Here is a 23,499-nt window from a genome sequence, read left to right as displayed (position 1 = left end):
TTCAGCAGAATTGATCACCAGGCTGAAGGGCTGCCCTCGTGAACCGAGCTCTCCCCGTAGTACGGCTGCGCGTCCCCACCGACGAGGACGCGGTCGCCTGGCACCGGGTCTTCGACGACCCGGACGTCATGGAGTTCCACGGCGGGAAGTCCGCCGACCTCTCCGTCTACGAGGAACTCACCGCCCGGCAGCGCAGACATGACGCGGAGCTCGGCTTCTGTCTGTGGACCATGGTTGACGAGTCGGGGCAGGTCATGGGCTTCACGGGCGCCCAGCCGTGGCCGCGGGAGTGGGGCCCCACGGGCGAGATCGAGATCGGCTGGCGGCTCGGGCGGGACTTCTGGGGCAAGGGGTATGCCACCGCGGCCGCGCAGATGACGCTGGAACGGCTCAGGGCGGCGGGCGTGCCGAGCGTGGTGGCGATGGTCATGCCCGGGAACGAGCGCTCCATCGCGGTCACCCGTCGGCTGGGCATGGAACCGGCGGAGACCTTCCCGCACCCCCGGCTCCAGGAGGACGCCCTCTGCTTCCGGCTCCAGCTCCAGAATAGTCACGCACAGTAACCGACTGCTACAGAAAGACACTTGACGCTTCCGGTCGGCGCCCCCGTGCGGTTACCCTTCCAGTACCGCTGGGGGTGACATCTGTGCGAATAACACCCAAAACACCCGAGGTACGCGTGCCACGGCTGGTCGGACTGATGGCCATGGACGCGCGCAAGACGGCGGAGGCGACCGGCCTCTTCCTGAATGCGCCGGACCGGCCCGACTTCCACCAGACCGTGGTCGAGTACGTCGTACGGCAGTACCCGCAGCCCAATGCGGAGGTGCCGCGGGACTCCGTGATCTACGTCTGGTTCGACTTCGGCGAAGGAGAGGGCGGCGGAGGCGTGCGCGAGCCGCGCATCCCGAGGCCTCCCACCGGCGGGCTGCAGCGCGAGCTGGACGAGCCGGGCGACCCGTACGTCGTCAGCTCCGCCTGAACGTCAGCCCTTGAAACCGCGGTGCAGGGCCACGACCCCGCCCGTCAGGTTCCGCCACGCCACCTTCGACCAGCCGGCCTTCTGCAGGTGCTCGGCCAGCGCGGGCTGGTCGGGCCAGGCGCGGATGGACTCGGCGAGGTAGACGTAGGCCTCCGGGTTCGAGGAGACCGCGCGGGCCACCGGCGGCAGGGCGCGCATCAGGTACTCGGTGTAGACCGTGCGGAAGGGCGCCCAGGTCGGGTGCGAGAACTCGCAGATCACCACGCGGCCGCCGGGCTTGGTCACCCGGTACATCTCACGCAGCCCGGTGTCGAAGTCCTGTACGTTGCGCAGCCCGAAGGAGATCGTGACGGCGTCGAAGGTGTCGTCCTTGAACGGCAGCTTCGTCGCGTCGCCCGCGGTCAGCGGCAGCCACGGGTGCTTATTCTTGCCGACCTGGAGCATGCCGAGCGAGAAGTCGCAGGGGACGACGTACGCGCCCGCGCGGGCGAAGGGCAGCGAGGACGTGGCCGTGCCGGCGGCCAGGTCCAGGATCTTCTGCGCGGGCCGCGCGTCGACCGCCCGGGCCACCTCCTTGCGCCACACCCGGTCCTGGCCGAGCGACAGCACGTCGTTCGTGAGGTCGTACCGTTCCGCCACGTCGTCGAACATCGAGGCGACTTCGTGCGGCTGCTTGTTCAGGGAAGCGCGGGTCACGCCGCCATTCTTGCAGCACGGCCCGCGGCTCCCGCTCGGGGGAGGAGCCTGGGGTTCTTCTGCGCGGCCACGTCCTGCACCCAGCAGCACAGCAGAATGAACAGGGCGATCAGGACCCAGCCGACCCATCTCCCCGGAGGTAGGGGCTAACGGCGCCTGTGGACGAGACGCCCCGCGCACACCGTCGCGACACACGCGCCGGTTTCGTCGAACACGGCGAGGTCGGCGCGCCCGGACTCGGCCAGCGCCATGGGCCGCGTACCGGACAGGACGAGGACGTCGTTCCGGTCGGCCGCCGCCCGCAGTTCGGGGGAGTCGGCGTACTGCGCGAGGATCGCCACAGCGCCCGACTTCAGCACGGCGTGAATACGTTCGCGGGGGCTCGGGGCGTCGGGAAGCGGGCCTTCGTGGAGGCGCCCGGGCCCCAGGACGCCCGGCCAACTCCGCACCCGCGCCTGCGGAAACCGCTCCCGGACCGCCGCCAGCGGACCCACCGCGGCGATCCGGTTTCCCTCGACCGCCACGGCGCCGTCCTCGATCGGTGCGGCGTCGCGGGCGGTGCGGACCTCGCCCGCCGCGTGGATCGTCAGCACCGGTACGTCAGTTGGAGGCCAGCAGCTTCAGCTCGGGATGCGCGGTGCCGCCCGCGATCGCCGTGGACGAGATGTGTGACATCACCCGCTCGTCGACCGGGTCGTTCGCCGGGTCGTCGTGGACGACGATGTGCTCGTACGTCGTGGTCCGCTGGGCGGGAACGCGCCCGGCCTTCCTGATCAGGTCGATGATCTCGAGCCGGTTGGAGCGGTGCTTGGCGCCGGCCGAGGAGACCACGTTCTCCTCCAGCATGATCGAGCCGAGGTCGTCGGCGCCGTAGTGCAGGGACAGCTGTCCGACCTCCTTGCCGGTGGTCAGCCAGGAACCCTGGATGTGCTGGATGTTGTCCATGAACAGCCGCGCGATGGCGATCATCCGCAGGTACTCGAAGAGCGTGGCCTGGGTGCGGCCCTTCAGATGGTTGTTCTCGGGCTGGTAGGTGTACGGGATGAAGGCGCGGAAGCCGCCCGTACGGTCCTGTACGTCACGGATCATCCGCAGGTGCTCGATGCGCTCGGCATTGGTCTCGCCCGTGCCCATGAGCATGGTGGACGTCGACTCGACACCCAGGCCGTGCGCGGTCTCCATGATCTCCAGCCAGCGCTCGCCGGACTCCTTGAGCGGGGCGATGGCCTTGCGCGGCCGCTCGGGAAGCAGCTCGGCACCGGCGCCCGCGAAGGAGTCGAGCCCGGCGGTGTGGATCCGCGAGATCGCCTCCTCCACGCTCACCTTGGAGATCCGGGCCATGTGCTCGACCTCGCTCGCCCCCAGGCTGTGGATGACGAGCTGCGGGAACTCCTTCTTGATGGCGGCGAAGTGCTTCTCGTAGTACTCGACGCCGTAGTCCGGGTGGTGCCCGCCCTGGAACATGATCTGGGTGCCGCCGAGCTCGACGGTCTCCGCGCAGCGCCGCAGGATGTCGTCCAGGTCCCGCGTCCAGCCCTTCGCGGTGTCCTTGGGGGCGGCGTAGAAGGCGCAGAACTTGCACGCCGTGACACACACGTTCGTGTAGTTGATGTTGCGCTCGATGATGTACGTCGCGATGTGCTCGGTGCCGGCGTACTTACGGCGGCGTACGGCGTCGGCGGCGGCGCCCAGCGCATGCAGCGGGGCGTCCCGGTAGAGGTCGAGTGCCTCTTCGGGGGTGATCCGGCCACCCGCCGCGGCACGGTCGAGGACGGACTGAAGGTCGGCCTTCTCGGTCACCGGGGCGTCCCTTTCGTCAAGGGTTGTGGACAGACCTGCCCAGCCTACGTCAGGCCGTGTACGCCCCGATCAGCAGCCCGAGAAATGCCCCGCCGAGCAAAAACGGCCCGAACGCCACGGCCGTCTCCCGCCCGCCCCGCCGCAGGGCGACGCGCGCGCCCCCGTACAGCGCCCCGAGCAGGAACGCGGCGAGGGTGCCGAGCATGAGCGTCGGCCAGCCGTACCACCCCAGGGCAGCGCCCAGCCCGAGCGCAGGCTCGACGTTCCCGAAGCCCGTCCCGCCCGGATCGATGAGGAACAGCACCAGGAAGAACCCGCCGAGCGCGAGGGCGCCGTACAGCGCCGTCGTCCAGTCGCCGGCGTGCTCGGGCAGCAGCGCCACCACGCCGAGCAGCACGAGGGCGGCGCCCGCGAGCGGCAGCGTCAGAACGTCGGGCAGCCGCTGCCCCCTCAGGTCGACGACCGCCAGCAGCACCCAGAGGGGCCCGAGCAGCAGCCAGACACCGAGTTCGGGGCGGGTCCCGGTGGCGGCTGCGAGGGCGGCACAGACGAAGGCGGTGGTGAGGGCGAGGACGCCTGGGCCGTACGGCTGCGCGGAGAACCGGTGGGCCGCCCTCGGCAGCAGCGTCCCTGCTGCCGCGCCCCAGAGCGCGGCGACGGCGATCAGCAACTTCATCCGTCCCGGGGGTCGTTGGCCTGCGAAACCGTGGCTCCCCAGCCTCACACAGCGCCGAACAGAGAGGCGAGCCTCCGGTCGAGGGCCGGTTCCAGGGGCTCGCCGCCCGGCTCGGTGACCGTGTAGGAGCGGAGCAGGAAGCGGTGCAGGGCGGCGGTTTCGAAGCGGACCGCCGCAATGCCCTGCGGGGCGTGGAGCTCCACGACGGTGTGGGCCGGGCCGTGCGGGCGGAGCCGGACCGCGCCGAGGCCGGCCGGGCCGCCCAGGCCCTCCTCCAGGAGGCTGCGGGCGAAGGTCCAGGTCACCTCCTCCTCGTCGAGCGAGATCCAAGCCGGGAAGACGAAATGGACCGCCAGCGGGTCGTCGGAGAGATAGCGGAGGGTGACGGGCACCGCCAGCTCGTCGTCGTCAGGGGTGAGCAGGTGGGCGCCGGTGGGCTGCTCCAGGGCTATGTACACGAGGGGGCTCCCTTTTCGGGCATGTAGAGCATGTCGAGCATGTCGGGTTCCGCGGCGGCCAGTTGGCCTGCACACCTCTTGGGAGCCCCATGGGGGCGCGGGCATTACGCCGCAACAGAAAACAACTCTGGTGACGTGCGTCACATCGGCGATATGCCGCAACTTTGATTGAAACTTTTGCCATCTAGGCTTACAAAACCTTCTCCGCCCTCAGTAGTAGGCAACTGGAGCGTTCCGCCATGTCCGACGGTTCCACTGCAGTGTCCGCACCGGCTTCCGCGTCCCCCGCCGCCACGGCCGCGTACGCCCGGATCTATGAGGAACAGCAGCCGCGTCTCGTCGCCTACGCCCGTTCGCTCACCCGGAACGCCTGGACCGCCGAAGACCTCGTCGCCGAGGCGCACTTCCGGGTGTGGCGGCGGCTGGCCTCGGGGCACGAGATCGACAACGTGCCGGCGTATCTGATGACGACGGTGCGGCACCTCGCGATCGCCGCCGGGAGCGCGGTGCGCGAGACGCCACGGGACCCGCACGGCGAGGAGCGGATCGAGGCGGACGCTCACCCGCACACGGACGACCCCGCCGAGCAGGTGTCCTCCGTCGACCTGGTCGTACGGGTGCTGGGGCAGTTGCCCGAGCGGTGGGTGAAGGCGCTGTGGCTGGCCGAGGCGGAGGGGCAGCCGCTGGCCGCGATCGGCCCGCAGCTCGGGACCAAGGAGGGCGCCACGGCGGTGCTGTTGCACCGGGCCCGGGAGGGCATGCGGCAGGCGTTCCTGCGGACGCAGACCGGTGCGCCCGACGACCCCGCCTGCCAGGTGTACTGGGCGCGGATGCCCGCGTACGTACGGGGTGCGGCGACGGCGAAACAGTCCGAGCGGCTGCTCGGGCATGTGGACGCGTGCGACGACTGCCGGGGGCGGCTGGCCGCCCTGATGAGCGCCAACGACCGGCTGCCCGCGCTCGTCGGGCCGGCACTTCTCGTGTTCGCGGTGGGCGGTGCGGGCAAGTTCCTGCTCTCCCTCACGGCCGGATCCGCCGGTGCGGCGAGCTCGGCCGGCGGGCACGGGCTGCTGCACGGAGTGCGCCAAGCGGCGGTCGGCGGCTCGAAGACGCAGGTGGCGGCGGCCGCCGGGGCGGTCGTGGCGGGCGCCGCCGCGCTCCTCCTCGTCCTCGGTCCGGCCGCCCCGGGTCGGATCCCGGCGCAGCGCACACCGGTGGCCGACGCGCCCGTGGCTCAGGTGCCGGTGGCCGGGACGCCGGCGGGGCCGCCGTCGACGGGCGCGCGGAACGGGGCGCCGAAGAAGGGCGGTACCCCGGCCCGACCTGCCGGCGTTCGGAGCAGCGAACGGATACACACGGCCGAGAGCACCGCACCTGCCGTACCGAAGCCCCATGATGCCGATGAGCCCACTCCGGCTCCGAGCGGGAACACGGCCGGGGGCAGGACGGACGACACACCGCCGGCGACCAAGCCCGCACCGAAGAAGCCGACCGAACCCGCTCCCAAGAGGCCGACCGAACCCGCACCGAAGAAGCCGACCAAGCCCGCCCCCAAGAGGCCGACCAAGCCCGCTCCCAAGAAGCCGACCAAGCCCGCTCCCAAGGGCAAGGAACCGGCTCCCCCGAAGACGGGCGGTCCGGGCGGAGGCCCGAAGACTCCGCCCTCCCCCACCGACCCGTACCCGGAACCCCCGGCTCCGACCGAACAGCCCCCGGAGACACCGGCGCCTCCCGCCCCGGAGTCTCCGGAGAATCCGGCACCTCCGGTCGAGGACGCTCCCGAGACCCCGGCGCCTCCCAGCGAGGACACACCCCCCGTCGCACCGCCCGCCCAGGACCCGTCACCGACCACGCCCGGCCCCACCGGGACCGAGCCCCCATCCGGCTCCGGGCCCGCCGCCCCACCGGTCTCCACACCTCCCGGAGACCATTGCCCGAACCCGCCCGGCAGCGCCGGGTACGGCTCGGAGTAGACGCGCCGAGCCCGAGAGGCCCCTCATCCACGGATCGCGGGTGCACGGCGGGTGCACGGTGCGCCCGCCGCGCACCCGCCGACCGGGTAGGCGCGACGTCTACAGTGGGGGCGAGGAGGCCTGATGAGCAGCGGAATCCACACCAGCTCGCGTACCTCGCGAGCCCGCTCTCCGGTGCCGCCACAGGCGCCGATCTCGCCGCCGACGGCGGCATGCACGGGCTACCGGTCCGCCCCCGGGCCTGATCTCCGGCATGAAACCGTCCGCAAGGAGAGCCTGCCGTGAAGACCCGTCGCCTCAGACGTCCCGGCCTCGGCACCGTCACCGTCCTCGCCGTCGCCGCGCTCAGCGCCTGCGGCGGCTCGGGAGGCGAAGCGGGGGGCGGCGCGAACGGTGCCCCGCTGGTGGGCGTCGACTATCCCCGCTCCGACACCGACTTCTGGACCTCGTACATCACGTACACCCCCCGGTTCGCCAAGGAGCTCGGTCTGAGGCTGGAGACGACCGACTCGCAGAACGACGTCGGCAATCTCGCCGCCAACGTACAGACGCTCATCATCCACGGGGTGAAGGGCGTGGCGATGGCTCCGCAGAGCACCGGCGCGATCGGACCCGTCCTGCGGCAGTTGTCCGCCCAGAAGATCCCCGTGGTCACCCTGGACACCCGCCCTGACACCGGCCACGTCTACATGATCGTCCGCGCCGACAACCGCGCGTACGGCGAGAAGGCCTGCCGGTTCCTCGGCACCAAGCTCGGCGGCGAGGGCAAGGTCGTCATGCTCGAAGGCGACCTTGCCTCCATCAATGCCCGGGACCGCACCGAGGGGTTCAACAGGTGCATGAAGGAGAACTACCCCAGGATCCAGGTCTTCGGCGAGGCGACCAACTGGGACGGGGCGATCGCGGCCCGGAAGCTGCAGACGGATCTCACCGCTCACCCGGACATCAAGGGCGTCTACATGGAGGCCAGCTCCGCCCTCTCGGGCACCCTCCAGGTGCTCAGGCAGCAGGGTCTGCTGGTCGGCCCGAAGGACGCCAAGCACGTGTTCGTGGTCTCCAACGACGGCACCCCCAGGGAGCTCCAGAGCATCGCCCAGGGCGAGATCGACGCGACGGTCTCCCAGCCCGCCGACCTCTACGCGAAGTACGCCCTCTCCTATCTGAAGGCGGCGATCGAGGGCAAGACGTTCAAACCGGGCAGGACCGACCACAACAGCACGATCGTCCAGGTCCGCAAAGGCGTGCTGGAGGACCAGCTCCCCGCCCCGCTGGTGACCGCGGGCGGCGGGACCTACAGCGGGGTCCCCAGTCTCAGGAGCGACGACACGTCCCTCTGGGGCAACAACCGCTGACCCGGGCTTCGCCTACTTGACCTTCGACATCCGAGCCGTGGGCTTGCCCTCCGCGTCGCTGTCCGACATGTACGTGAGGTCGTCGCCCACCCGGGCCAACCGCACCGTGTGCGCCACCGGGTTGCACCCCGTGTGGTTGGACTTTGCGCCCACCGAGGTCGTGAGGAGCTCCTTGTCCGACACCTTCTTCAGTGTCAGTACGTCGTTGCAGACGCCCCCGAGCTGGTCGGTCTGCCGGACTCGGCCCACCTCCTCGCCCACGCCGGCCTGATGGATCGTCACCCGGAAGGTGCCCGCGGGCAGGGCGCCGTCGAGGACGAGGCCCTGGCCCTCCCACGTGCCGAGGTAGCCGGCGGGCACGGCGGACCCGGTGGGGCTCTCGGCGGCGGTGGAGCCGGCGGTGGGCGAGGCGCTCGACGTGGTGCCCGGCTGCGGGGAGTACGCGCCGTTGCTCGAACCGCCCGCGTCGTTCTCACTGCTGCCCGGCAACAGGTCGAACAGGAACACCGACCCCACCGTCACCGCCGCCAGTGCCCCCGCGGCCGCCAGCGCCACGGTGCAGCTCAGTCGCCGCCCGCGCCCGCCCTCCCCCGGCGCGGACGTCGCCGCCACGGACACGGAAAGCCTGCCCGGACTCTGCTCGACGGGAGGCGCGTCCCGCGGCTCGGGCACAGAGGCGGGAGGCGCGGGAACGGCAGAGTCAGGAACAGCAGAGTCAGGAACAGCAGAGTCAGGAGCGGCCGAGTCAGGAGCGCCAGGGACAGGGACAGCAGGCGCGGAAACCGAGGGGCCGGAGAAAGCCGCGGCCCCCGGCATCACCGGCGCCGGTCCGAACTCCCCCCTCGTCTGCTGCCCGTCCGCCTCCCGGCCGGCCGTCGACCGCCCGGCCCCTTCTCCTCCCGCCGTCACCGCATCCCCGACCGAAGGGCTGCTGAACGCCACCGGCCCGGAGGGCGCCTCGTCCCCCGCCTCCAGGTTCAGCAGCTTCACGACGCTGCGGCTCACCTGTTCCACCAGCGCCCCCGGCAGCCACCCGCCCGCCACCAGCCGCGCCGCGCCCTCGGGAGCGAGCCGCCGTCCCAGCTCACCGGGTGTCGGCCGCTGCCCCGGCTCCTTGACCAGGCACGCCTCCACGACCTCCCGCAACTCACCGCTCAGTGAGCCGAGTTCGGGTTCCTCGTGGACGACCTTGTAGAGCAGAGCCGCGGACGAGTCGCCGGGAAACGGCTGCTCCCCGGTCGCCGCGTACGCCAGCACCGCGCCCAGCGAGAAGACGTCGGCGGCCCCCGTGGCCCCCTTCCCGAGGATCTGCTCGGGCGACATGTAACCGGGCGAGCCGATGGACACGCCGGTGGACGTCAGGGACGCCGTGCCGTCCGTCGCCCGCGCGATGCCGAAATCGATCAGCAGCGGGCCGTCGAGCGTCAGCAGGACGTTGGACGGCTTCACGTCCCGGTGCACCAGGCCCAGTTCGTGCACCGCCGCCAGCGCCTCCGCCAGCCCCGCGCCCAGCGCCCGTACGGAATGAGCCGGCAGCGGGCCGCCGTCCGCGACCGCCGCCGCCAGCGACGGGCCCGCCGCATACGCCGTGGCCACCCAGGGGACGGCCGCCCCCGGGTCCGCGTCGAGCACCGGGGCCGTCCACGCCCCGCCCACCCGCCGCGCGGCCTCCACCTCGCGGCGGAAGCGGGCGCGGAACTCCTCGTCGAGCGCGAAGTGCGGGTGCACGATCTTGACTGCGACCGTGCGCCCCCCGGCGCTGCGGCCCAGGTAGACGCGGCCCATCCCGCCGGAGCCGAGCCGGCCGAGCAGCCGGTAGGGCCCCACGACGGTGGGCTCGTCGGCTCCGAGCGGCTGCATGGCGTCCACCCCTCCCCCGTATCCCCCGTAACGACGAGAAAAGGGTAGTGCGCCGTTCCCGTACGGCTTACGGCTGCAGCAGATCCACCTTCACGTCCGCCGGGAAGCCGGTCGTCGGACCGACCCGGCGGGCGAACTCGGCGACGGCGGCCAGCTGCGGCCCGCCGAAGCGGAAGTCCAGCGTCGTGAAGTACTGCTCCAGGACCCGCTCGTCGAACGCCTCCCAGCGGGCCGCCTGCTCGGCGACCTTGCCGACCTCCTCCAGGGAGAGGTCGCGGGAGGCGAGGAAGGCCTCGTGGACCTTGCGGGTGATGAACGGCTCGCGCTCCAGATAGTCCCGGCGGGCCGCCCAGACCGCGAAGACGAACGGCAGCCCGGTCCACTCCTTCCAGAGCGTGCCGAGGTCGTGCACCTGGAGGCCGAAGCGCGGCCCGTCGTGGAGGTTTGCCCGCAGGGCCGCGTCTCCGATGAGTACGGCTGCCTCGGCCTCCTGCATCATCAGGCTGAGGTCGGGCGGGCAGGTGTAGTACTCGGGCCGGACGCCGTAGCGCTCGGCCAGCAGCAGCTGGGCCAGGCGGACGGATGTGCGCGAGGTGGAGCCGAGGGCGACCCGGCGGCCGTCCAGCTCCTCCAGCGGGACCTGCGAGACGATCACGCAGGACATGACCGGGCCGTCGCAGCCGACGGCGATGTCGGGGAAGGCGACCAGGTCGTCGGCGTTCTTGAGGAACTCGACGAGGGTGATGGGGGCGATGTCGAGGTCGCCCCGCACCAGCTGCTCGCTGAGCTTCTCCGGGGAGTCCTTGGTCAGCTCGAAGTCGAGGAGCGTGCCCGTTCTCGCGAGCCCCCAGTACAGGGGCAGGCAGTTCAGGAACTGGATGTGGCCGACGCGCGGCCGGGTGCGAGAATTGTCCACATCGCGAGGCTAGACCCTATGAGGTACGGTGCAGCCTTCAGGGTGGTGCGGCACCGTCACCGGTGTCACGTCAATCCCACCGCGAGACCTTCAAACGTCCGAGTGACGTGATCTTGCCCTCTATTGCTTTCGGCTGCCCGCGTGCTAGGCTCGCCGCAAGTTGCAGTTTGGTTTCCCTTGCAGTACAGAGCCTGCGGAGCATGTAACCGCGGGCTCTCGTCGTTTTCAGAAGTATGCAGTTGTGCGGCACTGTTTTCACACTTGCAGGTTCTGGAGCAGGGCAACCCTTTGGGCCCAAGGAGGGCTTATGGCTACCGGAACCGTGAAGTGGTTCAACGCCGAAAAGGGCTTTGGCTTCATCGCCCAGGAGGGTGGCGGCCCGGACGTCTTCGTCCACTACTCCGCCATCAACGCGAGCGGCTTCCGCTCGCTGGAGGAGAACCAGCAGGTCTCCTTCGACGTGACCCAGGGCCCGAAGGGCCCGCAGGCGGAGAACGTCACCCCCGTCTGATCATTCGGTCTCGGAGCCTGGTGCTTTGATCCGGAACTGAGAGCAGTACCCAAGGAGCCCCGCGCCGCAAGGCAGCGGGGCTCCTGCCTTTTCCCGTACATCACCCGTACGGCTCACACATGCTGCATGACCAGCACGAACGTCGTCCCGGGCACCAGCGCCTCGTACGAGTGCGGCACATCCCCGCGATACGTCATGTAGTCCCCGGGGCCGAGTTCCTCGGTCTCCCCCGCCGGGCCGGCCTTCACCCGGCCGGTGCTCACGATCAGATGCTCCACGGTGCCCGGGATGTGCGGCTCCGACTCGCGGGCGGGTCCCGGCTCCGTGCGCAGGTGGTAGATGTCACGCCGGGCGCCGGGCGGGCTCGCGGAGAGCAGGGTGGCCCGGTAGTCCGCCCGTTCGGAGGCCACGACCGGCCCCTCTCCCGCCCGGATCACGTGCACCGCAGGGGCGGGCGGCTCCACCAGCACGCTGAAGGGCACACCCAGGGCCACCCCCAGCGCCCACAGCGTCTCCACGCTCGGGTTTCCGCTCCCGCCCTCCAGCTGCGACAGCGTCGACTTCGCGATCCCGGCCCGTTTGGCCAGCTCGGAGAGGGACAGCCCGGCACGGGTGCGCTCGCGCCGCAGCGCGGCCGCGATCCAGTCCAGGGGGAGCCGGGGTGGCAGATCGGACGTCATGTTCGCTCCATCGGTACGACCGTTCGCCTTGACGAACGAGGGCGCTTCTGTTCATCCTAGAGAACATGCGTACGGCATGGCGAACGCCCCGAGTGCCCATAACCTCTCCCCTCCCCCAGTCCCGGGATCTGATCCGGGACGCCTCCCTCGTCTGGCTCGCCAGCGGCGTCGTCGGTGTCTCCTTCGGCGCGATCGCCGTGGCCGGGGGTCTGCCGGTGTGGGTGCCGGTGGTGATGTCCCTGGTGGTCTACGCGGGCTCCGCCCAGTTCAGCGCGGTCGGCGTCCTGCTGGCCGGGGGCGGCCCGATCGCCGCGGCGGCCACCGGTCTGCTCCTCAACACCCGCACGGCCGCCTTCAGCCTCGCCGTCTCCGACACCCTCGGGCCGGGCCGCCTCACCCGCCTGATCGGCGCCCACCTCGTCACCGACGAGACGGTGGCCTTCGCCCTGGCCCAGGCCGATCCGGTACGGCGGCGGAGGGCGTTCTGGGTCTCGGGGATCGGCCTGTTCGCCGTATGGAACGTGGGTGTCCTGGCCGGAGCGCTGGCCGGGGGCGCGCTGGGCGACCCGGCGACATACGGACTGGACGCGGCCTTCCCCGCGGTGCTGGTGGCCCTGGTGCTGCCCACCCTGCGTGCGGACGCCCGGACACGGCGGTGCGCGTTGCTCGGCGCCGCCCTGGCCCTCGCGGTGACGCCCGCCGTCCCGGCGGGGGTGCCGGTGCTGCTGGCGCTGGCGGGACTGGTCCTGCACGGCCGCAAGGGGGTCTCCGCATGAACGCCACCGTCGCGATGATCCTGGCCCTGGCGGCCGGTACGTACGCCTTCCGGCTGGTCGGCCCGGCACTGCACGGGCGCGTGGAGCTGCCGGCGCGGGTCCAGGAGCTGCTGTCGGCGGGCGCGGTCGTACTGCTGGCCGCCCTGCTGGCGACGGGCGCGCTGACAGAGAACGGCGGCTTCGCGGGCTGGGCCCGGCCGACCGGGGTACTGGCCGGGGCCGTGCTGGCCTGGCGGAGGGCACCGTTCGCGGTGGCGGTACTGGGGGCTGCGGGGACGACGGCGGTGCTGCGGGCTGTGGGGGTGAGCTGAGCGGGGCAGGCTGAGCAGGGTGGGCTGAGCAGGGGCGGACGAGGCGGGGTGGCTGAGGCGGACGAGCCCAGGCAGACGGGCCGAGGATGTCGGGCGGAGACGGACGAGCCCAGGTGGACGGGCCGAGACGGTCGAGTCCAGGCGGACGACCTAGGACAGACGGACCCAAGCGGACGAGCCGAGACGGACGAGCCCAGGACGGACGAGCCCAGGACGGACGGGCTCAGGCGAACGAGCCGAGACAGACGAACCCAGGCGAACGAGCCCAAGCGGGCGGGCCGAGACGGGCGGGCCCGGCGGGCGAGCGAGCGGGCGAGAGGGCGAGCGGGCCCGGGCGGGCGGGCCGAGGAGGTCGGCGACGGGGGATTGTCAGTGGTCGTCGCTACGGTTTTGAGCATGACCGAGACCCGCGAAAAGACCGCGCCCGAACCCGAGTTCCTCACCAGCACCCGGACGTTCTACGACGCCGTGGCCGAGGACTACGCCGCCCGGTTCGAGCGCGAGCTCGCGGACAGGCCGCTGGAGCGGGCGATACTCCAGGTCTTCGCCGAACTCGTGGGCGGCGAGGGGCCGGTGGCCGATCTGGGGTGCGGTCCGGGCCGGACGACGGCCCGCCTCGCCTCGCTCGGACTGGACGTCTTCGGACTCGACCTGTCGGAGTCGATGCTGGCGGTTGCCCGCCGGGAGAGCCCGGGCCTGCGTTTCGAGCAGGGCTCGATGCTGGACCTGGACATCCCCGACGGCACGCTGGCCGGGGCGCTCTCCTGGTACTCCTCCATCCACACCCCTGCGGACGAACTGCCAGCCCTGTTCGCCGAGTTCCACCGGGTGCTCGCACCCGGCGGTCACCTCCTGGTCGGCTTCCAGGCGGGCGACGAGCACCGCCACCACGACCGCCCCTGGGGCCACCCGGTCTCGCTGACCTTCCTGCGCCGCCAACCGGAGGAGATGATCCGGCTGTTGACGGACGCCGGCTTCGCGCTCCTCTCGCAGACCGTGCGGGAGCCGGAGGAAAGCCTGGAGGAGACCTCCCCGCATGCCTTCCTCGTAGCCCGGAAGCCGGCGGCGGTGGCCTCCTAGAGCGCCCCCGCGATGTCCAGCGCCGCGATGTACCCGAACGTCATCGCGGGTCCGATGGTCGACCCGGCCCCGGCGTAGCTGTGTCCCATCACGGCCGCGCTGGCGTTCCCGGCGGCGTACAGGCCGGGGATCACCGAGCCGTCCGGTCGCAGCACCCGCGCCCGGGCGTCCGTGACCAGCCCGCCCTTGGTCCCGAGGTCCCCGGGGACGATGCGGAACGCGTAGTACGGGGGCAGCCACAGGGGTGCGAGGCAGGAGTTGGGGAGGACGGAGGGGTCCGTGTAGTAGTGGTCGTACGCGCTGTCGCCGCGGTGGAAGTCGCTGTCGGTCCCTTTGAGGGCAAGGGAGTTGAAGCGGTCGACCGTGGCGCGCAGGGCCGCGGCGGGAACACCGACGGAGGCGGCGAGGGCGTCGAGGGTCCAGGCCTTGTGCGCCGCCCCCGAGCTGTACCAGTCGTCGGGGAAGGTGAGGGTCGGGACGACGTCCTTGAACAGGTACCGGTTGCGGTAGTTCTGGTCGACGATCAGCCAGGCCGGGATGTCCGGGTCGGTGGGATTGCGGTCGTACATGGTGTGGACGACGTCGCTGTAGGGGCCGGCCTCGTTGACGAAGCGGGCGCCCGCCGCGTTGACGAGGAGGCCGCCGGGGAGGGTGCGTTCGGCGAGACAGAAGTAGGGCTGACCGGGGAGCGGGATGGCCGGTCCCCACCAGGCGTCGTCCATGAGGGCGAGTGCGGCGCCCAGTTGTCGTCCCGCCCGGATGCCGTCGCCGGTGTTCTCCTTCGCGCCGACCGTCCACTCCGTGCCGATGGGCCCGCGCTGGTACTGCGCACGCATGGCACCGTTGTGCTCGAAGCCGCCGGAGCCGACGACCACCGCGCGGCGGGCGCGTATGAGGCCGGGGGCGCCGTCCTTCGTGACGACCGCCCCGGTGACGGCACCGCTCTCGACGAACAGGTCGGTGAGCGGGGTGCCCAGCCGGACGGGGACGCCCGCGTCCAGCAGCCCCTTGCGCAACCCGGCGGCCAGCGACTGCCCCATCGTCAACGGCGTCTGCCCCAGCAGCGCCGCCTTCGTGCCGCGCGCCAGGCACTCGGCGGCGACGGCGGCACCCTTGGCGCTCACGGCGGCGAGGGCGAGCCACTTGTAGTCGGCGCTGAACACGACCATGCCGGAAGGAACCTGCATGTACGGCGGATTGAGATGGGCGAGTTCGGCGCCGAGGAGGTTGCCGTCGAACTGGTCGGGCTCGATGGAGCGGCCGCCCGGCAGACCGCCCGGCAGCTCCGGGTAGTAGTCGCTGTACCCCTCCATCCAGCGGAAGCGGAGCGGGCTGTTGGCCAGGACGAAGGAGATCATGTCGGGGCCGTGGGCGAGGAAGGCGTTCTGCCGGGCCACGGGTACGTCCGGGCCGACGACCGCGGCGAGGTAGGCGGCGGCCTTGGCGGGGGTGTCCGGGACTCCGGCGGCGAGGATCACGGGGTTGTTGGGGATCCAGATGCCGGCACCGGAACGGGCGGCGGATCCGCCGAAGGTGGGGGCCTTTTCGACCACGACGGTGCTCAGGCCCTGCTTGGCCGCCGCGAGCGCGGCGGTCATGCCGGCCGCGCCGGAGCCGATGACGACGACGTCATAGGTGCCGAGCAGGGGGAGGTCGGCGGCGGTGGCCGTGCGGGCGCCGGGACCCGCGCCGACGGCCAGGGCGAGACCGGTGGTACCCGCGGCGCCGAGCACCTGCCTCCGGGTGGGTCGTGCTGGACGTCTCACAGGTTCCGCGCTCGTGACCATGGCAGGTCGCTCCAACCGGACGAGGGGTGGGGTGAGTTGCGCAGGTGCGGAGGTGCGGAGGTGCGGGGTGGGAATGTGGCGCGGGGGTCTTGGGAAGTCAAGGCCGGAGGCAGAAGCGGTACGAGGAATTCCGGCGGTCGGCGGCGAACGGGAATCCGGGACACCCTCGGGCCGCCCGCCCGAAAGCGGAGGAAATAACCGGCCGAAAGAATCGGGCTCCTTATTTCCACCCTTCTTTCAGGGCTCGCCCGTCACTCTCCTCAGGACGCGCCTTTCGCCCGGACCCGGGCCGCGGCCTGGATGGCCTGGACGTAGGGCTCGTCCTCGCGCTGGGTGGCCCGGGAGAGCTCGTCGAAGGGGACGAGTGCGCGATGGCCGGGATCCCGGTTCTCCATCCAGGCGGTCCAGGCGTCGTGGACATCGGCCGCGGTGACCAGTTCCCCCTTGGCGCGCATGAGGACGGCGTAGAGAAGGAAGAGCCCGTCGGCGTCCGACGGGGGCCGGGCCTCCGGCGGCAGAAGTTCACGGATCAGACGGGCGTCCGCGCGCAGATAACTCACGTGCAGAGTATGCCGATGAACAGACCTGCGTGCAATGCCGCAAATACCCAGGGGACTTTCCGCTCGGTCGAACCCAACTCGGTGTACCTGGTCCACCACGGTCCATCCGGATTCCCCGTCAGTATCTCCCACTCCTGGCTGAATATCTGCAGGGGAAGCCTCGGTTCGACGGCATTGATGATGTCGAATTTCGCATGGTTGAGCACGCGGTAACTGCGCAACTGGAGCCACCAGACGAGGGAGATGGAGATTCCGGCGAGCGTCAGTACGAGCGCGGCCCACCACGGCACATTCCGGTTTTCCGTGGCGGTGATGCCCAGCGCACCGATGAATGCGGTCTGCACGGAGAGGAAGAATGCGTTCGCGGCGCCACGCCGGGCGGAGACGCGGTCCGACATCTCGGCGGCCATCTTGTAGAGGTCGAGGAGTTCCGGAGAGGGGGCGGGCCCTCCCGGGCGGGCGGGATCCTCGTCGGGGGCAGCCGGTTCGGACGTCACCAACTCGTGATTCCCTGGCGGGACTTGACTCTAACTCCGGCCTCAGGGCCGGGGCTGCAGCACCGCGAGGCAATCCTGCCAGGCCGGAGTGCTCAGGAGAGGGCGGAGGCGAGTGAACAGGGCGAGGAGGTCCGGGGCCCAGCGGTCGCGGAAGGAGCGGTCGCTGCGGGCGAGGTCGAGTTCGTTGGCCGCCGTCAGTTCGGCGAAGTCCTGGCGGAGGCGCAGGTCGGGGACGTAGGTCCGGCCGGTGAAGCGGTCACGGAAGGAGAAGGCCGTGGCGGAACCGGGGCCCGCGAGGCAGGGGTACGTGGCCTTGCGGTCGCAGCTCGCGTAGAAGTACACGATCGCCTCGGCGTCCGGGCCGATTGCCGTGGCCAGTTCGGCACGGCGGTCGAGCGGGAGCAGGACTGCGGGGAAGCCGTCGGTGCCGTAGGCGGCGTGGCAGAGGCCCGCGAGTTGCAGGGCCGGGCGGGCCCCCCACAGTGCGAGCCGCGCACGGACGCGGTCGAGGTGGGCGATGAGCATGCCGCCGGGGTGCGGGGCGGTGTCGGCGCCGAGCCGGCGCAGGAGTGCCTGGGCTTGAGCGACGGGCGTGATCTGCACTGACCGGCTCCCTTCGGCGACGGTGCGGCGCCCGTGCGGTCGGCACCCGCTCCAACTCCCCCGCCTGGTCCGGACGTCGGCTGGAGGGTGTGGAGCGGGTTGCCGCCTGGGCTGCCCTGGGGGAGATCGTCGTACGGCGGTGTGGGTGCAGTCAATCCTTGGTATTTATCGCTAACTCCAAGGGTAACCTTTGGTGTTATGACGCTGGATGACCTTCGGGTGTTCGTGGCGGTGTGCCGGGCCGGGAGTCTGAGTGCGGTGGCCCGGGAGCTGGGCTGTACGCAGTCGGCGGTGAGTCAGCACGTCAAACGGCTGGAGCGGGAGACCGGGGTCGCGCTGCTGGAGCGGCAGGCGCGGGGGGTCGCGGCGACGGCGGCGGGGCGCGTGCTGGAGGCGGCGGCGACCGAGGGGCTCTCGGGACTCGACCTGGCCCTGCGGCAACTCCGCGACCTGGTCGACGGCGAGAGCGGGTACGTGCGGGTGGCGACCGGCGCGACGACCGTACGGCACTTCATGTCGGACGCGGTGGTGGAATTCCGGCGGCGCCACCCCAAGGTCAACCTGGAGTTCCGCACGGTGAGTTCGGGGCGCGGCAGCTTCGAGGCACTGACCGACGGCACGCTGGATCTGGCCTGGATCACGCTCGGTCCGCCCGCGCGGGGCATCGAGCAGCGGGCCGTGGCGGAGCTGCCGTGGGTGCTGGCGGTGAGGGACGACGACCCGCTGGCGGGACGGCCGTCCCTGGAAGCCGCGGAGCTGAACGGCCTCCGGGTGATCCGCCTCCCGCCCAGTTCCGCGTCGGCCCTTCAACTCGACGCTGCTTGTGCGGAGTTGGGGGTGCGCTTGGGTGACGACACAAGCATCGCCGACTGGGATACAGCGCTGCTGCTCGCCGAGCTGGGGGTGGGGCGGGCCGTCGTGCCCGCGCTGTCGGGGCTGGCGGTGCCGGGCGAGGGGACGTTGCGGCTGATTCCGGTACCGGCGTTGCGGGGGTTGCGGGTGGGGTGGGCCGTACGACGGTGGGATGCGCTCAGTCCGGCGGCGCGGGCGTTCGCGGACACGGTGGCGGAGGGGCGGGCAGACGGCGGGGCCCTGACTCGTTAGCGCAGGGCGAGTTCGGCCCAGACCGTCTTGCCGACCGTGCGCTCGGAGACGCCCCAGGCGCGGGCCAGGAGGGTGACCAGGATCAGGCCTCTGCCGCCCTCGCCGTCCGGCTCGTTGACGAAGCGGAGTCGGCGGTCGGCGCGGGGGTCGCTGACTTCGATACGGAGAGTGCCCTCCGGGAGGAGGAGCAGGCGGAGCTTGAAGTCGCGTCCGGGGACTCGGCCATGGGTGACGGCGTTCGCGGCGAGTTCGGCTACGAGGTGTTGCGCGGTGTCGTTCGCGTCGGTGTCGTGGGGGTGCCCCCAGGCCGCGAGCTGCTGTGCGGTGAGCCGTCTGGCCAGGCGGGCGCCGCGAGGCGTTGCACTGAGGCGCTGGGTCAGTTCGGCGGTGGGGGCGCTGGTGGGGGTGGAGATTTCGGCGTTCACGTGACTGAGCGTGGTGGGTTGTCTTTACGCTGACCAGGGGCGACAGCACGACTGTGCGTAGCAGTACGGCTTCGGGGGGTGGGGAGTCGGGCGGTCGGCCGTGACCACGACGGTGTGAGGGCGGTGGCGTACGTGACGGATGTGCGGGAGCAGAGGGCGGAGACTCCGGCTGAGGCCGACGGGACGACGGAACTCTTCAGCGCGCTGGGCAGGATGCTCAGGCTGCTGCGCGAGCGGAAGGACCTGACGCAGAAGGAGTTCGGGCAGATGGTCGGGTACGGGCCCGACCAGATCTCCGCGATGGAGCGGGGCGTGCGGATTCCCCGGCCCGAGTTCCTGGTGAAGGCGGATGAACTGCTGGATGCGGGCGGGCTACTGAAGGAGGTGGTCCCGGATGTCGAGCGGGCGATGAGCAAGACGCGGACTCGGCATCCTGAGTGGTATCGGAGCTATGCGGCGCTGGAGGCGGAGGCGGTTGAGCTGCACTTCTACGCCAATCAAGGAGTGCCAGGCCTCTTGCAGACCGAGGAGTACGCACAGGCCGTGTTCTCCCGCCGCCGGCCACTGCTTGACGAGGAGACCATCCAGAAGCGCGTTGCCGACCGACTGAACCGTCAGCAGATTTTCGACAAGTGGCCGGCTCCCCTCTGCAGTTACGTGCTGGAGGAAGTGCTGCTGGACCGACCGATCGGGGGTCCGGACGTGCACGCAGCGCAGCTCCGCCGACTGCTGCATATCGGCAGCTTGCGGAACGTTGAGATTCAAGTGATGCCGACCCACATCGCGCAACATCCCAACATGGACGGGGCGTTCAACCTGCTGACGCCCAAGAGGCACCCGCAGGTGGCGTACACGGAGATCCAGGGGTTTCCTCGGTTGATCACCGACCTGGAGGAGGTGCGGAAGATCGCGGACCGCTATGGAATCATGCGGGCGATGGCACTCCCTCCCGAGGAGTCCCAAGCCCTGATCGAGAAGAAGCTGGGGGAGCTGTGAACGCTCAGGAATTCACCTGGTTCAAGTCCAGCTACAGCGGCGGCGAAGGTGGCGAGTGCCTCGAAGTCGCCTACACCTGGCGCAAGTCCAGCCACAGCAGCGGCGAAGGCGGCCAATGCGTAGAGATTGCCACCTGCCCCCACACCATCCACATCCGCGACTCCAAGAACCCCACCGGCCCCCACCTCACCCTCTCCCCCACCACCTGGTCGGCCTTCCTCGCCGGTAGGTAACCCCGGCGATGCCCCTCCCCAGCCTCCTCGCTGTCTTCGCGCACCCCGACGACGAATCCCTCTCCGCCGGTGGTGTACTCGCCCAACACGCGGCCTCGGGAGCACGCACCGCCGTGGTCACCGCGACCTGGGCCGAAGGCACGTGGCGTGCCGCCGAGTTGGCCGAGGCGCTGCGGATCCTCGGTGCCGGGAAGCCGCGGATGCTGGGTTACGCCGATGCGCGCGTTCCCGAGTCGGCGCAAGGCGCCCCGCGCTTCTGCGATGTGCCGTTGGACGAGGCTGTGGGACAACTTGTCATGCATATCCGGGAGTTCAGGCCGGATATCGTCGTCACGCATGATGCGTACGGCGGGCTGAGCGGTCACCCGGACCATGTGCACGCCCACCGGGTGACAGTGCTCGCCGTCCAAGCCGCCGGACGGCCGAGCGCCCTGTACCTGGCCACACACCCCGACTCCGCCGTACGGGCGCTGGGCCGTGACGTCCTGCTGCGGCCCGGAAGGCCGATGTACAGCGTGCCGGACGCGTGGATCGCGGTGGCCGCGGATGTCGGGCCGTGGGTGGAACAGAAACTGGACGCGATCATGGCTCATCGCAGCGAGGTGGAGCGGGGCGCCCTGCCGGGGCGGCTAGCCGCGCTCCCGGCGGCCGAACGCGCCCGGGTGATGTCCACCGAGTGGTACATCCGGCACGGCGCCCCACCACCCGTAGAGCCGTCTGCGGGGTTTACTCCGCGGGCGAGCAACTGCCCTACCTCACCTCAGGGTTGGGACGGAGACGCAGACGGATAGATACGGCTGCGCATACGACAGCGTCCGCCGCCCGGGATCCGGGGCGGCGGACGCTGTCGCATGGGGGGCGGTGGTGGGTCGCTAGACCTCCTTGTGGCCCAGCTGGATGTCGACGCCCTCCTGGCTGCCGTTCAGCGTGATCTGGGTGGCCACCGGCGGGTAGCCGCTGGCGATCACCGTGTACTGCTCGCTGGCGAGGTCGGTGAAGGCGTAGCTGCCGTCGACGCTCGTGGTGCGGGACCCCACGACATTGCCGGCGGCGTCGATCAGGGAGACCCGGGCGTCGTCCAGCGCCCGCCCGTCCGGGGCGTGCACCGTGCCCCGCAGGGTCGCGGCCGCGACGAGCCGGATGTCGCAGCGGGCGGTCTCGGCGGTGACCGTGGCCGGTAGGGCGGCCGGGCGGTGGCCGGGTGCGCTGACGCTGAGCGTGTAGTCGCCGGGGAGCACGTCGCCGATGCGGTAAGCGCCGTCCGTCGCGGTGGTGGTGGAGGCCGTGACGTCGCCGCGCTGGTCGGTGGCCACCACCAGCGCGCCGGGCAGGGCCTCGCCGTCGCCGCCGTACACCGTGCCGGCCAGGCCACCCGGGCTGGGCAGGATCACGAAGTCGTGGGAGACCGGTTGGCCGTTCAGGGTGAGCGTGACGACCTGCGGCTGGTAGCCGGGTGCCGAGCCGATGAGGACGAGGCTGCCGCGCTCGGCGGTGTCCAGCGCGTAGGTGCCGTCCTCGCGGGAGACGGCGCGGGCCAGTTGGCGGCCCGAGGCGTCCAGCAGGGTGATCGCGGTGCGGGGTACGGGGACGCCCGTGCCGCCCCGCACCTGTCCACGGATGACGGCCGCGTCCGTACGGACGGCGGCCACGGCCGCAGGGCCGTCCGAAACGGGGGCCTCGACCTGCATCTCGGTCTGCGACTCGGCCTGTTCCGCGGGCTCGCTCGCCTTCCTCTTCGCGCGGAACAGCAGGGCCGTGACGACCGCGGCGAAGGCGAAGAACCCGGCCGACCACCAGTAGGCGACGGAGTAGCTGTGCAGGGCCGCGTGCGCCTTGACCAGCGGGTCGGACAGATGGTCCTTGGCGTAGTTGGTGGCGGCGGTGGCGGCCAGCGTGTTCAGCAGCGCCGTACTGATCGAACCGCCCACCTGCTGGGTGGTGTTGAGGGCCGCCGAGGCCACGCCCTGATCGCTCGCCTCGACGCCGAGGGTGGCGTAGCTCATCGCCGCGGGCATCGACATGCCGAGCCCGGCGCCCAGCAGCAGCAACGGGCCCAGCACATGCGCCGCGTAGCTGCTGTCGAGGTCGAGGCGGGTCAGCCAGATCATGCCGCCCAGGGCGACCAGCATGCCGGTGGGCACGACGATCTTGGGGCCGATCCTCGGCACCAGCCAGTTGGTGGAGATCTGCGCCAGCACCATCAGCGCACCCACCATCGGCAGGAAGGCCACACCGTTCTTGACCGGCGAGTAGCCCAGCGTCGACTGCAGGTAGTAGGTGAGGAAGAGGAAGACGCCGAACATCCCCGCGGACGAGATGAGGATGGTCGACAGGGCGGCGGCGCGGTCGCGGTCGGCGAGGACGCGCAGCGGCAGCACCGGGTGCTGGGCACGGGTCTGCCAGAGGAAGAACGCCACCAGCAGGACGGCGCCTGCGGCCAGGAAGCCCCAGGTCATCCAGTTGCCCCAGTCGTGCGTCTCCGCGTTGGCGAAGCCGTAGACGATGCCGAACAGACCGCCGGACACCAGGACCACACCGAGGATGTCCAGCTTCGGACGCTCGGCCGGGATCGAGCGTCCGAGGAAGACGATCGCACCGATCAGCGCCGGAACCGCGATGGCGTCGTTGACGTACAGCGTCCAGCGCCAGTCCAGGTACTCGGTGAGCAGACCGCCGAGGACCAGTCCGACGGCCGCGCCGGAACCGGCGATGGCGCCGAATATCCCGAACGCCCTGGCGCGTTCCTTGGGTTCGGTGAAGGTCGTGGTCAGCAGGGAGAGCGCGGCCGGGGCGAGCAGCGCTCCGAACAGGCCCTGCACCGCCCGCGCGACGACCAGCATGGTGAAGCCGTTGGCTGCGCCGCCCACCGCGGAGGCCGCGGCGAAGCCGACGATGCCGACGATGAAGGTCGTCTTGCGGCCGAAGAGGTCGGCGAGCCGGCCGCCGAGCAGCAGCAGACTGCCGAAGGCCAGGGAGTAGGCGGTGACGATCCACTGCCGGCCGTTGTTGTCGAAGCCCAGGTCCTGCTGGGCGGACGGCAGCGCGATGTTCACGATGGTGGCGTCGAGGACGACCATGAGCTGGGCGAGGCCTATCACGGCCAGCGCCCACCAGCGGTGCTTCGACGGAGCCTGGGTGGAGCCGGGCGGTCCGGCCTGGGCGGCGGTGGCAGCGGCGGCCGGGATGACTTCCACGATGATGCTCCCCACATCGGTCCGAAACC

General features: G+C 71.1%; 26 protein-coding genes and 1 pseudogene. 13 read left to right on the top strand and 14 right to left on the bottom strand.

Annotated features, from left to right (window positions below; genetic code table 11):
- Nucleotides 1–38 precede the first annotated feature (38 nt).
- Both ACFY1U_RS06140 and ACFY1U_RS06135 read left to right on the top strand, forming a co-directional pair.
- Nucleotides 39–563, top strand: a complete 525-nt coding sequence (locus tag ACFY1U_RS06140; protein WP_390692961.1) for a GNAT family N-acetyltransferase — start codon at nt 39–41, stop codon at nt 561–563.
- Between the two features lie 116 nt (nt 564–679).
- Nucleotides 680–982 (top strand): PASTA domain-containing protein, encoded by a 303-nt coding sequence (locus ACFY1U_RS06135; protein ID WP_344403589.1) that lies wholly within the window; start codon nt 680–682, stop codon nt 980–982.
- A 3-nt stretch (nt 983–985) separates the two neighbouring features.
- On the opposite strand, the gene ACFY1U_RS06130 is transcribed toward ACFY1U_RS06135, so the two are convergent.
- The 5 genes from ACFY1U_RS06130 to ACFY1U_RS06110 form a co-directional block, all read right to left on the bottom strand.
- Nucleotides 986–1,678 carry a demethylmenaquinone methyltransferase gene (locus ACFY1U_RS06130; protein WP_390692960.1) on the bottom strand — a complete coding sequence of 231 codons (693 nt, stop codon included), beginning with the start codon at nt 1,676–1,678 and terminating at the stop codon, nt 986–988.
- 146 nt (nt 1,679–1,824) lie between these two features.
- Nucleotides 1,825–2,271 (bottom strand): hypothetical protein, encoded by a 447-nt coding sequence (locus tag ACFY1U_RS06125; RefSeq protein ID WP_390692959.1) that lies wholly within the window; start codon nt 2,269–2,271, stop codon nt 1,825–1,827.
- 7 nt (nt 2,272–2,278) lie between these two features.
- The gene (mqnC, locus tag ACFY1U_RS06120; protein ID WP_390692958.1) at nt 2,279–3,478 is read right to left on the bottom strand and encodes a cyclic dehypoxanthinyl futalosine synthase; all 1,200 of its coding nucleotides are present in this window, start codon (nt 3,476–3,478) and stop codon (nt 2,279–2,281) included.
- A gap of 49 nt (nt 3,479–3,527) precedes the next feature.
- Nucleotides 3,528–4,154, bottom strand: coding sequence for a prepilin peptidase (locus tag ACFY1U_RS06115; protein ID WP_390692957.1), 627 nt, complete (start codon nt 4,152–4,154; stop codon nt 3,528–3,530).
- A 44-nt stretch (nt 4,155–4,198) separates the two neighbouring features.
- Nucleotides 4,199–4,612: an SsgA family sporulation/cell division regulator gene (locus tag ACFY1U_RS06110; protein WP_390692956.1), complete on the bottom strand. Its 414-nt coding sequence runs from the start codon at nt 4,610–4,612 to the stop codon at nt 4,199–4,201.
- 239 nt (nt 4,613–4,851) lie between these two features.
- On the opposite strand from ACFY1U_RS06110, the gene ACFY1U_RS06105 reads away from it, so the two are divergent.
- From ACFY1U_RS06105 to ACFY1U_RS06095, 3 genes and pseudogenes are all read left to right on the top strand, one after another.
- The gene (locus ACFY1U_RS06105; protein WP_390692955.1) at nt 4,852–6,585 is read left to right on the top strand and encodes a sigma-70 family RNA polymerase sigma factor; all 1,734 of its coding nucleotides are present in this window, start codon (nt 4,852–4,854) and stop codon (nt 6,583–6,585) included.
- A gap of 146 nt (nt 6,586–6,731) precedes the next feature.
- A pseudogene (locus ACFY1U_RS06100) lies at nt 6,732–6,830 on the top strand (short-chain dehydrogenase); the annotation flags it as partial.
- 36 nt (nt 6,831–6,866) lie between these two features.
- Complete coding sequence (locus ACFY1U_RS06095) at nt 6,867–7,937, top strand: sugar ABC transporter substrate-binding protein (RefSeq protein WP_390692954.1); 1,071 nt, start codon at nt 6,867–6,869, stop codon at nt 7,935–7,937.
- A 12-nt stretch (nt 7,938–7,949) separates the two neighbouring features.
- On the opposite strand, the gene ACFY1U_RS06090 is transcribed toward ACFY1U_RS06095, so the two are convergent.
- Nucleotides 7,950–9,797, bottom strand: coding sequence for a protein kinase (locus tag ACFY1U_RS06090; RefSeq protein ID WP_390692953.1), 1,848 nt, complete (start codon nt 9,795–9,797; stop codon nt 7,950–7,952).
- Between the two features lie 67 nt (nt 9,798–9,864).
- Complete coding sequence (locus ACFY1U_RS06085; RefSeq protein WP_390692952.1) at nt 9,865–10,713, bottom strand: menaquinone biosynthetic enzyme MqnA/MqnD family protein; 849 nt, start codon at nt 10,711–10,713, stop codon at nt 9,865–9,867.
- A 307-nt stretch (nt 10,714–11,020) separates the two neighbouring features.
- Between ACFY1U_RS06085 and ACFY1U_RS06080 the strand changes: the two genes are divergently transcribed.
- A complete protein-coding gene (locus ACFY1U_RS06080) occupies nt 11,021–11,224 on the top strand; it encodes a cold-shock protein (RefSeq protein WP_003992177.1) in 204 nt (67 codons plus the stop codon).
- 113 nt (nt 11,225–11,337) lie between these two features.
- Here ACFY1U_RS06080 and ACFY1U_RS06075 read toward each other — a convergent pair whose 3' ends face one another.
- The gene (locus tag ACFY1U_RS06075; RefSeq protein ID WP_390692951.1) at nt 11,338–11,904 is read right to left on the bottom strand and encodes a helix-turn-helix domain-containing protein; all 567 of its coding nucleotides are present in this window, start codon (nt 11,902–11,904) and stop codon (nt 11,338–11,340) included.
- Between the two features lie 65 nt (nt 11,905–11,969).
- On the opposite strand from ACFY1U_RS06075, the gene ACFY1U_RS06070 reads away from it, so the two are divergent.
- The 3 genes from ACFY1U_RS06070 to ACFY1U_RS06060 all read left to right on the top strand — a co-directional run bounded on the left by ACFY1U_RS06070 (nt 11,970) and on the right by ACFY1U_RS06060 (nt 14,071).
- Entirely contained in the window at nt 11,970–12,680 is a 711-nt protein-coding gene (locus ACFY1U_RS06070; protein WP_390692950.1) for an AzlC family ABC transporter permease, read from the top strand.
- Nucleotides 12,677–12,991 carry an AzlD domain-containing protein gene (locus ACFY1U_RS06065; protein ID WP_390692949.1) on the top strand — a complete coding sequence of 105 codons (315 nt, stop codon included), beginning with the start codon at nt 12,677–12,679 and terminating at the stop codon, nt 12,989–12,991. The genes ACFY1U_RS06070 and ACFY1U_RS06065 overlap by 4 nt, the downstream gene beginning before the upstream one ends.
- A gap of 396 nt (nt 12,992–13,387) precedes the next feature.
- Nucleotides 13,388–14,071 carry a class I SAM-dependent DNA methyltransferase gene (locus tag ACFY1U_RS06060; RefSeq protein ID WP_390692948.1) on the top strand — a complete coding sequence of 228 codons (684 nt, stop codon included), beginning with the start codon at nt 13,388–13,390 and terminating at the stop codon, nt 14,069–14,071.
- On the opposite strand, the gene kstD is transcribed toward ACFY1U_RS06060, so the two are convergent.
- The 4 genes from kstD to ACFY1U_RS06040 form a co-directional block, all read right to left on the bottom strand.
- Nucleotides 14,068–15,858 carry a 3-oxosteroid 1-dehydrogenase gene (kstD, locus tag ACFY1U_RS06055; protein ID WP_390692947.1) on the bottom strand — a complete coding sequence of 597 codons (1,791 nt, stop codon included), beginning with the start codon at nt 15,856–15,858 and terminating at the stop codon, nt 14,068–14,070. The two genes, ACFY1U_RS06060 and kstD, sit on opposite strands and share 4 nt — an antisense overlap.
- Nucleotides 15,859–16,118: 260 nt before the next feature.
- Nucleotides 16,119–16,418, bottom strand: coding sequence for a hypothetical protein (locus ACFY1U_RS06050; RefSeq protein ID WP_390692946.1), 300 nt, complete (start codon nt 16,416–16,418; stop codon nt 16,119–16,121).
- Nucleotides 16,415–16,915: a hypothetical protein gene (locus tag ACFY1U_RS06045; protein ID WP_390692945.1), complete on the bottom strand. Its 501-nt coding sequence runs from the start codon at nt 16,913–16,915 to the stop codon at nt 16,415–16,417. Before ACFY1U_RS06045 ends, ACFY1U_RS06050 begins: the two co-directional genes overlap by 4 nt.
- Nucleotides 16,916–16,957: 42 nt before the next feature.
- Nucleotides 16,958–17,518 carry a DUF6817 domain-containing protein gene (locus ACFY1U_RS06040; RefSeq protein WP_390692944.1) on the bottom strand — a complete coding sequence of 187 codons (561 nt, stop codon included), beginning with the start codon at nt 17,516–17,518 and terminating at the stop codon, nt 16,958–16,960.
- A gap of 198 nt (nt 17,519–17,716) precedes the next feature.
- On the opposite strand from ACFY1U_RS06040, the gene ACFY1U_RS06035 reads away from it, so the two are divergent.
- Nucleotides 17,717–18,622 (top strand): LysR family transcriptional regulator, encoded by a 906-nt coding sequence (locus tag ACFY1U_RS06035; RefSeq protein ID WP_390692943.1) that lies wholly within the window; start codon nt 17,717–17,719, stop codon nt 18,620–18,622.
- Here the strand turns inward: ACFY1U_RS06035 and ACFY1U_RS06030 are convergent.
- On the bottom strand, nt 18,619–19,047 hold the full coding sequence (locus tag ACFY1U_RS06030; RefSeq protein WP_390692942.1) for an ATP-binding protein: 429 nt from the start codon (nt 19,045–19,047) through the stop codon (nt 18,619–18,621). The two genes, ACFY1U_RS06035 and ACFY1U_RS06030, sit on opposite strands and share 4 nt — an antisense overlap.
- A 141-nt stretch (nt 19,048–19,188) precedes the next feature.
- Here ACFY1U_RS06030 and ACFY1U_RS06025 point away from each other — a divergent pair, with 141 nt between their 5' ends.
- The 3 genes from ACFY1U_RS06025 to ACFY1U_RS06015 are packed head-to-tail and all read left to right on the top strand — an operon-like array spanning nt 19,189 to nt 21,067.
- On the top strand, nt 19,189–20,043 hold the full coding sequence (locus tag ACFY1U_RS06025) for a helix-turn-helix transcriptional regulator (protein WP_390693654.1): 855 nt from the start codon (nt 19,189–19,191) through the stop codon (nt 20,041–20,043).
- Nucleotides 20,040–20,276: a DUF397 domain-containing protein gene (locus ACFY1U_RS06020; RefSeq protein WP_390692941.1), complete on the top strand. Its 237-nt coding sequence runs from the start codon at nt 20,040–20,042 to the stop codon at nt 20,274–20,276. Before ACFY1U_RS06025 ends, ACFY1U_RS06020 begins: the two co-directional genes overlap by 4 nt.
- Before the next feature lie 8 nt (nt 20,277–20,284).
- Nucleotides 20,285–21,067: a PIG-L deacetylase family protein gene (locus ACFY1U_RS06015; protein ID WP_390692940.1), complete on the top strand. Its 783-nt coding sequence runs from the start codon at nt 20,285–20,287 to the stop codon at nt 21,065–21,067.
- An 81-nt stretch (nt 21,068–21,148) separates the two neighbouring features.
- On the opposite strand, the gene ACFY1U_RS06010 is transcribed toward ACFY1U_RS06015, so the two are convergent.
- On the bottom strand, nt 21,149–23,470 hold the full coding sequence (locus ACFY1U_RS06010; RefSeq protein ID WP_390692939.1) for an MFS transporter: 2,322 nt from the start codon (nt 23,468–23,470) through the stop codon (nt 21,149–21,151).
- Between the last annotated feature and the right edge of the window lie 29 nt (nt 23,471–23,499).

The sequence above is a fragment of the Streptomyces sp. NPDC001351 genome (genome assembly GCF_042896045.1).
Classification (GTDB): domain Bacteria; phylum Actinomycetota; class Actinomycetes; order Streptomycetales; family Streptomycetaceae; genus Streptomyces.
This window is presented reverse-complemented; position numbering and strand designations above follow the sequence as displayed.